The organism is Streptomyces sp. NPDC093510 (assembly GCF_040683555.1).
Taxonomy (GTDB): Bacteria; Actinomycetota; Actinomycetes; order Streptomycetales; family Streptomycetaceae; genus Streptomyces.
This window is the reverse complement of record NZ_JBFBEE010000010.1, coordinates 135,862-150,354: the sequence shown is the minus strand read 5'-3', so window position 1 is coordinate 150,354 and position 14,493 is coordinate 135,862. Positions and strand designations below refer to the sequence as shown.

14 protein-coding genes are annotated in these 14,493 nt (G+C 70.2%); 11 read left to right on the top strand and 3 right to left on the bottom strand.

Annotation, left to right across the window (positions count from 1 at the left end):
• Positions 1–14 precede the first annotated feature (14 nt).
• The 7 genes from AB0N81_RS17960 (at position 15) to AB0N81_RS17930 (ending at position 7,440) form a co-directional block, all read left to right on the top strand.
• Positions 15–1,016 (top strand): sugar ABC transporter substrate-binding protein, encoded by a 1,002-nt coding sequence (locus AB0N81_RS17960; protein WP_365359237.1) that lies wholly within the window; start codon positions 15–17, stop codon positions 1,014–1,016.
• A 95-nt stretch (positions 1,017–1,111) separates the two neighbouring features.
• Positions 1,112–2,131, top strand: a complete 1,020-nt coding sequence (locus AB0N81_RS17955; RefSeq protein ID WP_365359235.1) for a sugar ABC transporter substrate-binding protein — start codon at positions 1,112–1,114, stop codon at positions 2,129–2,131.
• Entirely contained in the window at positions 2,128–3,183 is a 1,056-nt protein-coding gene (locus AB0N81_RS17950; RefSeq protein WP_365359233.1) for an ABC transporter permease, read from the top strand. The genes AB0N81_RS17955 and AB0N81_RS17950 overlap by 4 nt, the downstream gene beginning before the upstream one ends.
• Positions 3,180–4,022 carry an ATP-binding cassette domain-containing protein gene (locus AB0N81_RS17945; protein WP_365359231.1) on the top strand — a complete coding sequence of 281 codons (843 nt, stop codon included), beginning with the start codon at positions 3,180–3,182 and terminating at the stop codon, positions 4,020–4,022. Before AB0N81_RS17950 ends, AB0N81_RS17945 begins: the two co-directional genes overlap by 4 nt.
• A 236-nt stretch (positions 4,023–4,258) precedes the next feature.
• Positions 4,259–5,416 carry an ROK family glucokinase gene (locus AB0N81_RS17940; RefSeq protein ID WP_365359229.1) on the top strand — a complete coding sequence of 386 codons (1,158 nt, stop codon included), beginning with the start codon at positions 4,259–4,261 and terminating at the stop codon, positions 5,414–5,416.
• Positions 5,417–6,028 (top strand): sugar kinase, encoded by a 612-nt coding sequence (locus tag AB0N81_RS17935; RefSeq protein ID WP_365359227.1) that lies wholly within the window; start codon positions 5,417–5,419, stop codon positions 6,026–6,028.
• A 59-nt stretch (positions 6,029–6,087) separates the two neighbouring features.
• Entirely contained in the window at positions 6,088–7,440 is a 1,353-nt protein-coding gene (locus AB0N81_RS17930; protein WP_365359225.1) for a molybdopterin-dependent oxidoreductase, read from the top strand.
• Between the two features lie 17 nt (positions 7,441–7,457).
• On the opposite strand, the gene AB0N81_RS17925 is transcribed toward AB0N81_RS17930, so the two are convergent.
• Entirely contained in the window at positions 7,458–8,456 is a 999-nt protein-coding gene (locus AB0N81_RS17925; RefSeq protein ID WP_365359223.1) for an ornithine cyclodeaminase family protein, read from the bottom strand.
• Between the two features lie 58 nt (positions 8,457–8,514).
• On the opposite strand from AB0N81_RS17925, the gene AB0N81_RS17920 reads away from it, so the two are divergent.
• Entirely contained in the window at positions 8,515–8,877 is a 363-nt protein-coding gene (locus tag AB0N81_RS17920) for a hypothetical protein (RefSeq protein ID WP_365359525.1), read from the top strand.
• A gap of 43 nt (positions 8,878–8,920) precedes the next feature.
• On the opposite strand, the gene AB0N81_RS17915 is transcribed toward AB0N81_RS17920, so the two are convergent.
• Positions 8,921–9,412 carry a Gmad2 immunoglobulin-like domain-containing protein gene (locus AB0N81_RS17915; RefSeq protein WP_365359221.1) on the bottom strand — a complete coding sequence of 164 codons (492 nt, stop codon included), beginning with the start codon at positions 9,410–9,412 and terminating at the stop codon, positions 8,921–8,923.
• A gap of 439 nt (positions 9,413–9,851) precedes the next feature.
• Here AB0N81_RS17915 and AB0N81_RS17910 point away from each other — a divergent pair, with 439 nt between their 5' ends.
• Complete coding sequence (locus AB0N81_RS17910) at positions 9,852–10,961, top strand: cytochrome P450 (protein WP_365359219.1); 1,110 nt, start codon at positions 9,852–9,854, stop codon at positions 10,959–10,961.
• A 157-nt stretch (positions 10,962–11,118) separates the two neighbouring features.
• A complete protein-coding gene (locus AB0N81_RS17905; protein WP_365359217.1) occupies positions 11,119–12,345 on the top strand; it encodes a cytochrome P450 in 1,227 nt (408 codons plus the stop codon).
• 61 nt (positions 12,346–12,406) lie between these two features.
• On the opposite strand, the gene AB0N81_RS17900 is transcribed toward AB0N81_RS17905, so the two are convergent.
• Positions 12,407–13,876: an MFS transporter gene (locus AB0N81_RS17900; RefSeq protein ID WP_365359215.1), complete on the bottom strand. Its 1,470-nt coding sequence runs from the start codon at positions 13,874–13,876 to the stop codon at positions 12,407–12,409.
• A gap of 263 nt (positions 13,877–14,139) precedes the next feature.
• On the opposite strand from AB0N81_RS17900, the gene AB0N81_RS17895 reads away from it, so the two are divergent.
• Entirely contained in the window at positions 14,140–14,475 is a 336-nt protein-coding gene (locus tag AB0N81_RS17895; RefSeq protein WP_365359213.1) for a helix-turn-helix transcriptional regulator, read from the top strand.
• Positions 14,476–14,493: the final 18 nt, after the last annotated feature.

Here is a 14,493-nt window from a genome sequence, read left to right as displayed (position 1 = left end):
AGGGGTGGTCCACCATGCGCACATCCCGCACGGCGAAGGGCGTCACGGCCTGTCTGGCGGTGATCGCGCTCGCGGCCGGCTGCAGCGGCTCCGGCGGCAAGGACGACGAGGACGGGTCCGGGGACGGCGGCGGGGGCGGCAAAGGGGTGGACACGCCCCGCCTCAAGATCGCGATGGTCACCCACTCGGGCGAGGGCGACACCTTCTGGGACATCGTCCGCAGCGGCGCCAAGCAGGCGGCCCGCAAGGACAACGTCGAATTCCTCTACGCCAACGACAAAGAGGCCAAGGGCCAGGCCGAGCTCGTCCAGTCCTTCGTCGACAAGAAGGTCGACGGGATCGTCGTGACCCTGGCCAAGCCCGAGGCGATGCGGTCCGTCCTGTCCAAGGCCGGGGCCGCGGGCATCCCGGTCGTCACGATCAACGCCGGCGGCGAGTTCTCGGAGAAGTTCGGCGCGCTCAGCCACATCGGCCAGGACGAGTCCGTGGCGGGCGAGGCCGTCGGCGACGAGCTCGACAGGCGGGGCAAGAAGAAGACGCTCTGCGTCATCCACGAACAGGGCAATGTCTCGCTCGAACAGCGCTGCGCCGGCGTCAAGAAGAGCTTCGGCGGGTCGGTGGAGAACCTGAACGTCGAGGGGACCAACGCGCCCGCCTCCGAGTCCTCCATCAGCGCGAAGCTGCAGGCCACCAAGGACATCGACGCCGTCGTCACGCTCGGCGCGCCCATCGCGGCGTACTCGGTGAAGGCGAAGAAGGACACGGGCAGCAAGGCAGAGGTCGACACCTTCGACCTGAACGCCGAGGTCGTCAAGCGGCTCAAGGCCGAGGAGGTCGGCTTCGCCGTCGACCAGCAGCCCTACCTCCAGGGCTACCAGGCCGTCGACCTGCTGTGGCTCTACAAGACGAACGCCAACGTCCTGGGAGGCGGCAAGCCCGTCCTCACCGGGCCCGCCATCGTCACAGGGAAGGACGTGCCGAAGCTGGAGAAGTACACCGCTCGCGGTACCCGATGAACACACGCGTGATCCGCGTGGTCGATACTTGGGCGGCTGGGGCCGGGGATCCGGACCGGCCGCACAGAGCAGTAGAGCAAGAAGGGCACGGCGTCGTGACAAGGGTGAAGACAGGGGTACGCGCGGTGGGCGCCGTGCTGGTGGCGGTGCTCGGCGTGACCGCGGGACTGACCGGATGCAGCAGTACCGGCGGCAAGCGCGCGGAGGACGCCCGCAAGGCGGCAGCGGCGGGCGGGAAGGCCGCGGTGAACACGCCGCGCTGGACCTTCGGCATGGTGACCCACTCGGGCGACGGCGACACGTTCTGGGACATCGTCCAGAACGGCGCCAAGCAGGCGGCGATCAAGGACAACATCAAGTTCCTGTACGCCCACGACGACGAGGCCCAGCAGCAGGCCCAGCTGGTGGACTCCTACATCGACAAGAAGGTCGACGGGATCATTGTCACGCTGGCCAAGCCGGACGCGATGAAGGGCGCCCTGGCCCGCGCGAAGAAGGCCGGCATCCCGGTGATCACCGTGAACTCCGGCTCCGCGGAGTCCAAGGAGTTCGGCGCCCTCACCCACATCGGCCAGGACGAGACGATCGCGGGCGAGGCCGTCGGCGAGGAGCTCAACAAGCGCGGCAAGAAGAAGGCGCTCTGCATCCTGCACGAGCAGGGCAACGTCGGCCACGAGCAGCGCTGCGAGGGCGCCAAGAAGACCTTCGACGGCAAGCTGCAGAACCTCTACGTGACCGGCACCAACATGCCGGACGTGCAGTCCTCCATCGAGGCCCGCCTCCAGACCGACAAGTCGATCGACGCGGTCGTCACGCTCGGCGCGCCCTTCGCGGACACCGCCGTGAAGGCCGCGGACAGCGCGGGCAGCAAGGCCGAGGTCGACACCTTCGACCTCAACGAGAAGGTCGCCGCGGGCCTCAAGGCCGGCGACCTCGGCTTCGCCGTCGACCAGCAGCCCTACCTCCAGGGCTACCAGGCCGTCGACCTGCTGTGGCTGTACAAGTACAACGCCGACGTCCTCGGCGGCGGCAAGCCCGTCCTCACCGGCCCGCAGATCGTCACCAAGGACCAGGCCGACGAGCTGGAGGACTACGCGATTCGAGGGACCCGATGACCGCGACAGCACCCGCGCCCGCCCCGGACACCAAGACCGACGAGCGTCTCGTGAAGACCTCGCCGCTGAAGAAGCTGATGGGCCGCCCCGAGCTCGGCTCGGTCGTCGGCGCCGTCGCCGTCTTCCTCTTCTTCTCGTTCGTCGCGGACAGCTTCCTCCAGGCCAACAGCCTCGCGACGGTCCTGTACGCCGCCTCCACCCTCGGGATCATGGCGGTGCCGGTGGCGCTGCTGATGATCGGCGGCGAGTTCGACCTGTCGGCGGGCGTCCTCGTGACGACGTCCGCCCTCGTCTCCTCGATGTTCAGCTACCAGATGACGGCGAACGTCTGGGTCGGCGTCGGCGTCTCGCTGCTCGTCACCCTCGCCATCGGCGTCTTCAACGGCGTGATGCTGACCCGCACGGACCCGCCGAGCTTCATCATCACGCTCGGCACGTTCCTGATGCTGACCGGCATGAACCTCGGCTTCACCAAGCTGATCAGCGGCACGGTCTCCACCAAGTCGATCGCCGACATGGAGGGCTTCTCCTCCGCCAAGGAGGTCTTCGCCTCGACGATCACCATCGGCGGCGTCGACTTCAAGGTCACGATCCTCTGGTGGCTCGCCCTGATCGTGGTCGCCACCTGGATCCTGCTGCGCACCCGCGTCGGCAACTGGATCTTCGCGGTCGGCGGCGGCGAGGACGCGGCCCGCGCGGTCGGCGTCCCGGTCGCCGCGACGAAGATCGGCCTCTACATGGGCGTCGCCTTCGGCGCCTGGATCTCCGGCCAGCACCTGCTGTTCTCGTACGACACCGTGCAGTCCGGCGAGGGCGTCGGCAACGAACTGATCTACATCGTCGCGGCCGTCATCGGCGGCTGCCTCATCACCGGCGGCTACGGCTCCGCGGTCGGCGCGGCCGTCGGCGCGCTGATCTTCGGCATGGTCAGCAAGGGCATCGTGTTCGCCGAGTGGAACTCCGACTGGTTCAAGTTCTTCCTCGGCGTGATGCTGCTCCTCGCGACCCTGCTCAACCACTGGGTCCGCAAGCGCGCGGAGGCGACGAAATGACCCGCGAAGGCGACGAAGTGACCACGGACCTGGCGAAGAGCGACGCCGTACCGGAGGGCGAGGAGCGCACGCCGCTCGTCGAGCTCGACGACGTCAGCAAGTACTACGGCAACATCCGCGCCCTCGAAGGCGTCTCCCTCGAAGTGCACGCGGGGGAGATCTCCTGCGTGCTCGGCGACAACGGCGCGGGCAAGTCCACCCTCATCAAGATCATCGCAGGGCTGCACAAGCACGACGCGGGTGCCTTCCGCATCGAGGGCGAGGACACGCGCCTCGGCTCGCCCCGCGAGGCCCTCGACCTGGGCATCGCCACGGTCTACCAGGACCTCGCCGTGGTCCCCCTCATGCCGGTCTGGCGGAACTTCTTCCTCGGCTCCGAGCCGACGAAGGGCGCGGGCCCGTTCCGCCGCATGGACGTCGACCTGATGCGCGAGACGACCCGCGCGGAGCTGCTCCGCATGGGCATCGACCTGCGCGACGTGGACCAGCCCATCGGCACGCTCTCCGGCGGTGAGCGCCAGTGCGTGGCGATCGCGCGCGCCGTCCACTTCGGCGCGAAGGTCCTCGTCCTCGACGAGCCGACCGCGGCGCTCGGCGTCAAGCAGTCCGGCGTCGTCCTGAAGTACGTGGCCGCGGCGCGGGACGCGGGCCTCGGCGTGGTCTTGATCACGCACAACCCGCACCACGCGTACCTGGTCGGCGACCGGTTCGTCCTCCTCAAGCGAGGAGCGATGTCCGGCTCCTACGCCCGCGAGGAGATCACCCTCGACGACCTGACCCGCGAGATGGCGGGCGGCTCCGAACTCGACGACCTCCGTCACGAACTGGAGGGCCGTTAGGCCCTCCAGGGCCGCGGTTCAGCCTGACGGCTGGGGACGGCTGGGGACGGCTGTGTCAGGGGCGCGGGGAACTGCGCGACCAGCCCAGGAAAAGCCGCAGTCGCGTCTGCCGAGATCCCGGCAGTCGCGACCGCGGCTTCTTCGTGGTTGCTCGCGCGGTTCCCGGCGCCTCTGGGGACCCCGCCCCGGGGTCCCCGTTGTGCGCGCCCCCGCGAGGTTGAGGCAGAATCGCCGCAATGAGCACCTACCGCGACCTCGCGCACCGCGGCTCCGCACGAGCCACCGTCCTGCGGACCGTGGGCACGCGTGAACGCCGATCCCATCTGACGGCGCCCCGCGTCAACACCGTCGGCATCGACATCGGCGGTACGAAGGTGATGGCGGGCGTCGTCGACCCCGACGGCAACATCCTGGAGACCCTCCGCACGGAGACCCCGGACAAGTCGAAGAGTCCCCGCGTCGTCGAGGACACGATCATCGAGCTGGTCCTGGACCTCTCCGACCGGCACGACGTGCACGCGGTCGGCATCGGCGCGGCGGGCTGGGTCGACGCGGACCGCAACCGCGTCCTGTTCGCCCCGCACCTGTCCTGGCGCAACGAGCCGCTCCGCGACCGCATCTCCGGCCGCCTCGCGGTCCCCGTCATGGTGGACAACGACGCGAACACCGCCGCGTGGGCGGAGTGGCGGTTCGGCGCGGGCCGCGGCGAGGACCACCTCGTCATGATCACGCTGGGTACCGGCATCGGCGGCGCGATCCTGGAGGACGGCCAGGTCAAGCGCGGCAAGTTCGGTGTGGCCGGCGAGTTCGGGCACATGCAGGTCGTCCCGGGCGGCCACCGCTGCCCGTGCGGCAACCGCGGCTGCTGGGAGCAGTACAGCTCCGGCAACGCGCTGGTCCGTGAGGCCCGCGAGCTCGCCGCCGCCGACTCCCCGGTCGCGTACGGCATCATCGAGCGCGTCAAGGGCAACGTCCCCGACATCACGGGCCCGCTCATCACGGAGCTGGCCCGCGAGGGCGACGCGATGTGCGTCGAGCTCCTCCAGGACATCGGCCAGTGGCTCGGCGTCGGCATCGCGAACCTCGCGGCCGCGCTCGACCCGTCCTGCTTCGTGATCGGCGGCGGCGTCTCGGCCGCCGACGACCTCCTGATCGGCCCGGCCCGCGACGCCTTCCGCCGCCATCTGACCGGCCGCGGCTACCGCCCCGAGGCCCGCATCGCCCGCGCCCAGCTCGGCCCCGAGGCCGGCATGGTCGGCGCCGCCGATCTGGCCAGGCTCGTCGCCCGCCGCTTCCGCCGCGCCAACCGGCGCCGCGTGGAGCGCTACGAACGCTACGAGCGCTACGCCGAGGCGCGCCGCGCCGACGACCGCACATCCCAGGGAACCCAGTAGATGACCGTGCCCCGCCAGCCCTCGTCCCCGGACCGCCCCGGCGCCCCGAAGCCGCCGGACCGGGAGGGGGGCAAGGCCCGCAAGACCGAGGACCGCAGCCATATGCTCCGCCGCCGCTGGCTGACGGCGATCATCATCGTGCTGCTCATCGGCGTGCCCGCCGGCTATCTGGTGATCTCCGCGAACCAGAGCCGCAACAGCGGCCGCGACAAGGAGGACAAGTACTCCGCGACGGGCCTCACCGCGGGCTGGCCCTCCAAGGTGCAGCGCCGCCTGTACGACGTGCCGGTCCAGCCGTACTCGGACGAGGTCGCCTACTACGAGACGAACAACTGGCGCACCAGCCGTCTCTACGTCCAGTTCCTCACCAGCAACGAGGGCCTGCGGAAGTTCCTCAAGCAGATCGGCACCGTCGAGGGCGCCCTCAAGCCGAACGACATCACCATCAGCAAGCGTGACCAGAAGGTCGTCGGCTGGGAGTTCACGGGCCCGGGGCCCTGGTCCGGCCTCACCCACGAGCAGGACGACCCGAAGCCCACGCAGGACGTGGTCGTGGACCGCTCGAACGCGCAGCACCCGATGGTCTACGTGGTGTCGACCACGACACCCTGAATCCGGTCGACCGGATCGGTTTTCCGGTCGTCGTCGGCGGCGCCTCCTACCGTGTGGCCATGACCGGAAGCACGGAATCAGAGGCGTCGTACGACAGACGCAGATTCAACCAGTGGTGGGCAGGGCGGGCCCGCGCCGAAGGGGTGGCCCGCCGCGACATCCTGCGGCTCGCCGCCGCCGCGGGCCTGGCCTCCACACTGCCCGTCGGCCTGTCGGCGTCCCGGGCGGGTGCGGTGGGGGAGGGCGTCGCGGTAGGAGAGGGCGTCACGGTGGGGGAGGGTGTCACGGTAGGAGAGGGCGTCACGGCGGGGCAGGGCGTCACAGCGGGGCAGGGCATCGTCAAACCGCTGCCCCCGGAGCTGTTCACGCTCCACGGCACGAACGCGGAGACCCGCTTCGAAGCCCTCGCGGACACCGGCTTCACCACCCCCGTCTCGCACTTCTTCGTACGCAACCACACGAGGACCCCGCGGCTGGACGCGGCGGCCTGGAAGCTGCGGATCTGGGGCGACGGACTGACGGGCGCGGGCCGGCAGTTCACCCTCGCGGACCTGAAGAGCCTCCCCCCGGTGACGCGCACGGCGTTCGTCGAGTGTGCGGGCAACGCCAGGAGCTTCTTCAGGACCCTGCAGAACCAGCCCGTGTCCGGCACCCCCTGGAACACCGGCGCCATCGGCACGGCCCGCTGGCGCGGGGCGCGCCTCTCCGACGTCCTGCGCGGGGCGGGCCTCTCCCGCCGGGCGGTGGACGTGATGCCGCGCGGCCTCGACGACGAGCTCGTCATGCCGGACGGCACGAACTACGGGCGCGTACGCCGTCCCATGCCGATCTCCAAGGCACTGGACGACGTCCTCCTCGCGTATGAGATGAACGGCGCGCCCCTCCCTCCCGACCACGGGTTCCCGGTCCGCCTGCTCGCCCCGTCCTGGGTGGGCATCTCCTCGATCAAGTGGCTGGGCGACATCGAGGTCTCGACCACGCCCCTCTACTCGCCCTGGAACACGGACTTCTACCGCCTGTACGGCGACGCGTACCCGCCCGAGGGCAGCGCCCCGCTGACCCGCCAGACCCTGAAGTCGGCCTTCGAACTCCCCTGGAACGCGACCCTGTCCGCACACACACGCCACCGGCTCACCGGCCGCGCCTGGTCGGCCTCGGGCGCGGTCACCCGGGTAGAGGTCAGCACGGACGGCGGCGCGTCCTGGCGGCCGGCCCGTCTCCACGACCACGCGCGGCGCGGCTCGTGGACCCGCTGGTCGATCCCGTGGACACCCCGCGGGTCCGGCCCCGCCGAACTCCTCTGCCGCGCCACGGACTCCACGGGCCGCACCCAGCCGCAGACGACGACGCACAACACGCAGGGGTACCTGTTCGACGCGGTGCTGCGGCACGCGGTGACGGTCAGGGCCTGAGGCACGCGCCGAGACACTTACCCGGCGGCCGCCCACCTTTCGTACGCGGCCGCCGCCACCGCCAGGTCCTCCCACGCCATGCCCGCCGACTTGAACAGCCGGGGCCGGCCCTCGGCCGCCCGCACGCCGCCCCGGACCAGGGCGTCCAGCGTGTGCAGCCGCGCCATGTCGAAAGCTCCTTCGGCCGCCGCGAGGACCAGGTCGCCGCATTCCCGCACCGCCACCTCGCGGGACTCGGCCACCACCGTGGCGCGGCCCACGAGCGGGGCGTCGACCTCACGGGCGTCCGGCTCGTGGGAGCCGACCGCGGCGACCGTCGCGTGGCCGGGCAGCAGGGAACTGTCGAACAGCGGCTCGCGGGCCGTGGTGCAGCAGCAGACCACGTCCGCGTGGGCCACGGCCTCCGGTGTCGCCGCGGCGGCCGCGAGCCCCGCGGCACGGCACCGGTCGACGAAGGCCGCCACCCGGTCGGCGTTCCGCGCGACGACGTCGACGTGACGTAGTGCCGGACGTACCGCACGTACCGCTTCGACGTGCCCCCAGGCCTGCGGCCCCGTCCCGAAGACGACGAGCCGTTCGGCATCCGGGACCGCCAGGTGCCGGACCGCCACCCCGGAGAGCGCCGGCGTGCGCAGCGACGTCAGCGCGATCCCGTCGAGGAGCGCCAGCGGGGTGTGGGTCACCCCGTCCAGGAGGAGATACAGGCCCTGGATGCGGGGGAGGCCGCGGTCCGCGTTGCCCGGCGTGACCGTGGCGATCTTCACGCCGGTGTACGACGCCGTCGCCGACGGCATCATCAGCAGCTGACCGCCGGGCACGTCCACGACCCCTCGGGCCGGCTCCGCCTCCGGATCGAGCCCGGCGGCGAGGACGGCCTCCAGCGCGTCGACCGCGGCGACCATGGGGACGAGGCGTTCGAGGGCCTCGGCATCGAGGTGCGGCGGGGCGGCGGGCGGGGTTTGTGCGGGCTGCGGGGTCTGAGGGCTCTGCGGGCTCTGTGGGGTCTGTGCGGTCATGGAGCAGTCCCTACCCCTTGCGGTCCGGGCCGACCGGGTTCTTTGCGCCATCCGAACCGTGCTGTACGCCCGGACCCGCCTGACGTACGGGGAATGGCTGCGCCGGGAGAATCGCCGCGCCGAGGCCCGTGCCGAACTGGGCGCCGCCCACGACCTGTTGACGGCCGCGGGAGCCCTGGGAGCCCGCGCCCTCGCCGAACGGGCCACCCGCGAACTCCGGGTCACCGGCGAACAGCCCCGCCGTCCCGACGAGAACCCGGTGAGCCTGCTCACCGCCCAGGAACGCCTCACCGCCCAGGAACACCTCACCGCCGGGGACGCGGGTCCGTCGACTCCGGCGAGCACCCTCCGCAGCACGACCTGCACCTTCAGCGCACCCTCAGGTCTTCCTGCCCTCAGGTTCGTGCGCGGAGTCCCGTAGGCGGATGCCGTACGACGGCCCCCGAGCAGGCGACACGAACGGCTCAGGATCCGATGGGGATGCGCAGCACCTGCCCCGGCGTGATCTTGTCGGGGTCACTTATCTGGTCCGGGTTGGCCCGCTGGATGCGCTTGTACTGGGACGCGTCCCCGTAGTGCGCCTTCGCCAGCCCCGACAGGGTGTCGCCCTTGACCACCTTGTGTTCGCGATAGCCGTAGTAGCCGGCGACGATGCGTGGCCCGTACAGGGCAGCCACGGTCACCACGTTGATCTCGCTGCCGTCCTTGGGGCTCTTCTCGAACACCTGGATGAGCAGTTGGTCGGATGCGAAGTGCGCACGGCTCACGTCCGCACGGATTTGGAACTGGCCGTGTTCCCCCGTCCCGCCCCCGGCATTGAAGTGCCCCGTCACCTCGTCGTGGCCGTCGCCGACGCGGTAGTGCAGGGTGGCCTCGTGTCCGGTGCCGGTCCCGGCTATGAGAACCGGGTCACCGACAAGGTCCAGCTTTCGCGGCTGTTCGATGCGGTTGGTCATGAGCCCTCCAGTGCTTCCGTGAAGCCTGCGGTCATCGCCCAGCCAACTCCCTTTCGGAAACCGGGCAAACGGAAAATTCGGACAGGTTTCACGGCAGGCAGGCAGGCAGGCAGGCCGGCCGGCCTGCCTGCCTGCCGGACCCGGACGTGGCAGCGCGCGACGATCCCGCGTTCCCTGCCATCGAACAACGTAGGGAACTCTGGCGTGCCGGGTCTGGCCGGCGACTTCACAGGACGCCCCCTGGGGAGGAGGGTGTCTGTCGAGCCATCCTGCGCCGTCGGGGTGCGAAGGCCCCGCGAGCCGGGCTCGGCCAGCCGTCTGTGCGCTCCTGGCCACCTGCTCCATCGAGGGGGATGCCATGGCCCGGCCGGCCGAGGGCAGAGCAGTTCGACGGCACCGCGGCGCAGCCGCCTGGCAGCATGATCCACTGCAATTCCTGGTGACAGAGTTCGAAGGCAACCAGGATGTGTGGCGCTCGGCGTCCGGCCGGATCTGCGTGGCGAGCCCGCACGTGGCCCGTGACGTGCTGGGCAATCGGCAGGGCGCTTTCAAGGAGTCGTCCGACTTCTTCCACACCCGCGCCGGGGTCTTCGGCCCCAGAGAAGCCCAAGTCGAGATCGGGCGCGCCGCACGTGATCTGATACGCCGCCACTTGGACGCCCGGCGCGCAGACCTGCCCCGCCTGGTCGGTACGCGGCTCACACCCACCAGCACCTGGCCGGACGCGGGCAACCTGCTGATCCACGAGCATCTGCGGGACGTGCTCCTGCGCCCGGACTCTCCCGCGGAACTCCACTCGGTGGTCGACGACATCATCGCCCGCGCGGTACTGGCCGGCGCGCGCGAGCGCCATGCGGTCCTGTCCCGGCTGCGATTCCGCCGCAGGGCGATGCGCCTCCTGATCCGTAACATTCAGGCACGCCGCAGCGCCGGTCACCCCGCGCCTCGCGATCTGCTGGACGTCGCTGTCATCGGCGCCGGGTCGTCGGCGGATCCCAGCCAGGTGGCCGAGGTCTACCTGTCGTTCCTGTTCGCCACGGTCGGATCGATCGGCTTTGCCCTCGGCTGGTCGGTCCACCTCGCCGGTACGCACCCGGACACCACCGGCGACGAACCGGCGTGGGTCGTCCGAGAGGCGCTGCGCCTGTGGCCGGTGGCCTGGCTGTTCGCCCGCACGCCGTGCCGCACACACGAGCTGGCCGCGGTCACGGCCGGCCCGGACGACGAGGTGGACGTGTGCCTGTACCTCGTACACCGCAACCCTCTGCACTGGGAGCGCCCCAACGAGTTCGTACCGCGTCGCTGGGCGGCACCTCCACGCGAACCGGCGTACATGCCGTTCGGGTTCGGACCGCACGCCTGCGCCGGAGCGACCTTGACGATGACGCTCCTGGAGGACCTGATCCGCATCATCACCCGCGACTGGCAGCTCTCGATCACACCGAGCGGCGGCGGACCCCAGGTGGGTCCCGCGCTGGCTCCGCCTCGTTTCACCGCGGAGCTGCGCCACCGAGCCGCCGCCGAGCCACCGCCGAGAGGAGGTGAATGACATGAGGAAGCTCGTGCGCACGGCCAAATCGGTCCTCAACATCCGGTCCGGCTACGGCGGGCACCACTTCTGGTACCTCTACCACCACATCTGATCGGAATCGGTGTGGGCGGTGCCCGACCAGCGGCTGCCCACACCGGCCGTGAGAGGCAGTGCCATGACCACACCGCTCCACGGTGAGGACTTCCTGCACGATCTGCGGCTGCGCAGCGCGGCCCACGGCGGCATCTTCCGGCTGGACGACGGCCAGCTCGCCGTCTTCGATCCGGCCGCGGCGCGCCTGGTGAGCCGAGCGAACTGGAACGGCCTGGTCATGACCGACCGGCTCGTCGACATGATCCGGCGCCGCCGCAGCACCGAAGTTCCGTGGGCCCGCGTACGCACTGCCTGGCTCACCCAACTGCACACGCTCACCACCGCGGAACACACCGCCGAAATGATCACACGGATGGAACGGGCCATCGACGCCCGGCTCGGTGACGACATCGACCTCGTCCTGCTCGCCCAGGACATCGCCGTGCAGTCCATCCTGCCCGTCGTACTGTCCGGCCTCACCACCCGCGAATCAGCCCGGATCACGCAGGACTTGCACCAGAAGCTGTTGCGCCTCATCGACCGCCACCCCGGCCGGGGACCGCGCCATCACGCACGGTTCGTCGCCGTTCAGATCCGGGCCGGTCTCGTGGTACGAAGCGTGCTGCGCGACCGCGCCTCGGGCCGCCGCACCCGTGAACCGGACCTCACCGACCCGATCGTCGACATGCTCCCCGACCTCGGCATGGACCGTGCCCTCGACGTCGTCACGGCCGTACTCACCGCCATCGGCGGGCCACCCGGCTCCGCGGCCGCGAGCGTGCTCTACGAATTCGTCCGCAACCCGCTGTGGGCGGAGCAACTCGCCCTCGAACTGCGGAGCGTGGACCCGGAGGAGTTCTGCGCGGCACCGGGCACGGCGGCCCCTGCCACCCACCGGTTCGTCAAAGAGGTCCTGCGCATGTGGAGTCCGCCGCTCCTGCTGGTACGGCGTGCACGGGTCTCGACCGACCTCAGTGGCACCCGGCTGGAGGTAGGGCAGAACTACCTGGTCAGCCCGCACATGATCCATCGCGATCACCGGTTCTGGCAGCAGGCCGACACCTTCGACCCCGACCGCTTCCTGCCCGGGGCACCGCACGGCCCGGCCGACCGGACATGCTACGTACCCTTCGGCTGGGCACCGAAGAAGTGCATCGGCGCAGACATCGCCACCTCCCAACTGATGGCCCTGTGCTACCTGATGTGCACCCGCTACCGCCTCACTGTCCCGAACCCCGACACCGTCACTATGGCCTGCCGCTTCGCCCCGATACCCCAGCACTTCCGAGGCCGTCTCGTCCGAGCATGACCGCCGGTTGCGGAGTTGTTCGGCATCGGCCGAAGACCGGCCGAGTCCCCTTTTCAGTTGCTCACCGCGCCGTAAGGGCGGAGTCCCCTGCGGCGGTCTGGGTGGGTGCGGCGGTTTCGCGGGGCAGGCCGAGCGTGATCAGGAGGCCGACGAGCATGCCCGCGGCGGTGAGCAGGACGACGAGGGATTCTCCGTCGGCGGTGGCATGCCTGAGGGCGTCGCCTGCCTTGCCGTCGGTGCCGGCGTCGGCGATGGCGGTCAGGACGGCCAGGCCGATGGCGTTGCCGATGTTGAGGGTGGTGGAGGCCATGCCGTTGGCGATGCCCTGCTCGGTGAGGGCGACGCCGGTGGAGGCGGCGATCCACATGGCGGTCCAGATGATTCCCTGGCCGATGCCGGAGAGGATCAGGCCCGGCAGTGCGGTCGTGTAGGTGGCGTCGGCGTCGAAGCCCGGGACGAGGGCGGCGGTGCCGACGGCTCCGAGGGCGAAGCCCGCGATCAGGGTGGTGCGGGTGCCCAGGCGGGTGGTCAGACGTTCACCGAGCTGGGTACCGGTGGCGATGGCCACGGACGGGACGAGGAAGGCCAGTCCGGTTTCCAGGGCGCTGTAGCCGTGGACGTTCTGCATCAGGACGGTCAGGAAGTACGGCAGGGTGCCGAAGGTGGCCATGTAGAGGAAGGTCACCGTGATGCCGACGCTCAGGCTGCGGTTGCGGAAGAGCCGGAACGGCATCAGCGGATCCTTGCTGCGCGCCTCGACCGCCGCGAAGGCGACGAGCAGGATGACGGCCACGACGAATGCGGCGATCACGACCGCGTCGGTCCATCCCCTCTCGGGCCCCTCGACCAGGGCGAGAACCAGGAGTGTGGAGCCGCCGGTGGCGGTCAGTGCGCCGGGCAGGTCGAACTTGCGCTTCTCGGTGCGCTGCGCGTCACGGGGGATGACGGCGAGCGCGGCCAGGGCCACGGCGCCGGCCAGCGGCACATTGACGTAGAAGACTGCGGGCCAGCCGAAGCTTTCGGTGAGGACGCCGCCGAGGAGTGCTCCGGCGGTCAGGCCGCTGGCTCCTGCGCCGCCCCAGACGGCAAGGGCTTTGTTGCGCTTGGGGCCCTCGTCGAACAGCGTGTTGATCAGCGACAGTGTCGAGGGCAGCAGGAGTGCGCCGCCGATGCCTTGAACGGCGCGCGCGGCGATGATGACTGCCGGGCTCTCGGCCAGTCCGCCGGCCAGGGACGAGACGGCGTAGATGGTCAGGGCCAGGACGAAGATCCGGCGACGGCCGAGGAGGTCGGCGGCGCGGCCGCCCAGCAGAAGGAATCCGCCCGCGCAGACGACGTAGGCGCTGACGACCAGTTGCTGCGTCTGTCCGGGGAACCCGAGGTCGGAGCCGATGTCGGGCAGCGCCACGAAGACGATGTTCAGGTCGAGGGAGAAGATCAGCTGCGCCAGGGCCAGCAGCGTCAGACTCCAGCCCAGTCGTTGCGGCCTCGAGGCAGGTGCGCCTGTCGGCAGCGTGGGTGAAGTGGACATGAGTGGTCAGCCCTTCTTCGGTCATGGGCGGGCAGCCCAGCGAGTTCGACTGTTCGTATCCTTACGTACAGTCGTAGCGTTCGCAATGGGGTCGCATCTCTCACTGCGACTTAGGCAAGACCCGGCAAGACCCGGCAAGACCCGGCAAGACTCGGCAAGACTCGGCAAGACGGGGCGCTTCCCACGTTCACCCGCGCAGTGCACGGGCCCACCACGCCTACCCAAAAGGTCATATGCGACGACTGTCGCGGTACAGTTGAACAATGATCTCCCGTCACCCCGATCGCGATCAGATCCGGATCGAGGCCGTCCTCACCGCGCTGGGTCACCCCATGCGTCTGACCGTCGTTCGTGTCCTGAATGACGGGGAGGAACACAACTGCGGCAGCATCTTGGACGGTGTGTCCAAGTCGACCATGACGCATCACTGGCGCGTCCTGCGCGACAGCGGAGTCATCCGGCAGCGGCCCTCAGGCCGGGAGAACCTGCTGTCCCTGCGCCGCGAGGACCTCGACGCCCGCTACCCGGGCCTGCTCGACGCCGTCATCGAGGGGGCCAGGCTCGACGACGAGTCGGAGAGTGCCTCCGCGCCTTCCTAGCCGCACTCCACGAGACCG

Bases quoted from the DNA above. Each gene is read 5' to 3' on its own strand.
- AB0N81_RS17925 (WP_365359223.1), bottom strand. From the start codon at position 8,456: ATGACCGCACAGACCCCACAGAGCCCGCAGAGCCCTCAGACCCCGCAG.
- AB0N81_RS17930 (WP_365359225.1), top strand. From the start codon at position 6,088: ATGACCGGAAGCACGGAATCAGAGGCGTCGTACGACAGACGCAGATTC.
- AB0N81_RS17905 (WP_365359217.1), top strand. From the start codon at position 11,119: ATGACCACACCGCTCCACGGTGAGGACTTCCTGCACGATCTGCGGCTG.
- AB0N81_RS17915 (WP_365359221.1), bottom strand. From the start codon at position 9,412: ATGACCAACCGCATCGAACAGCCGCGAAAGCTGGACCTTGTCGGTGAC.
- AB0N81_RS17900 (WP_365359215.1), bottom strand. From the start codon at position 13,876: ATGTCCACTTCACCCACGCTGCCGACAGGCGCACCTGCCTCGAGGCCG.
- AB0N81_RS17950 (WP_365359233.1), top strand. From the start codon at position 2,128: ATGACCGCGACAGCACCCGCGCCCGCCCCGGACACCAAGACCGACGAG.
- AB0N81_RS17935 (WP_365359227.1), top strand. From the start codon at position 5,417: ATGACCGTGCCCCGCCAGCCCTCGTCCCCGGACCGCCCCGGCGCCCCG.
- AB0N81_RS17940 (WP_365359229.1), top strand. From the start codon at position 4,259: ATGAGCACCTACCGCGACCTCGCGCACCGCGGCTCCGCACGAGCCACC.
- AB0N81_RS17945 (WP_365359231.1), top strand. From the start codon at position 3,180: ATGACCCGCGAAGGCGACGAAGTGACCACGGACCTGGCGAAGAGCGAC.
- AB0N81_RS17895 (WP_365359213.1), top strand. From the start codon at position 14,140: ATGATCTCCCGTCACCCCGATCGCGATCAGATCCGGATCGAGGCCGTC.
- AB0N81_RS17960 (WP_365359237.1), top strand. From the start codon at position 15: ATGCGCACATCCCGCACGGCGAAGGGCGTCACGGCCTGTCTGGCGGTG.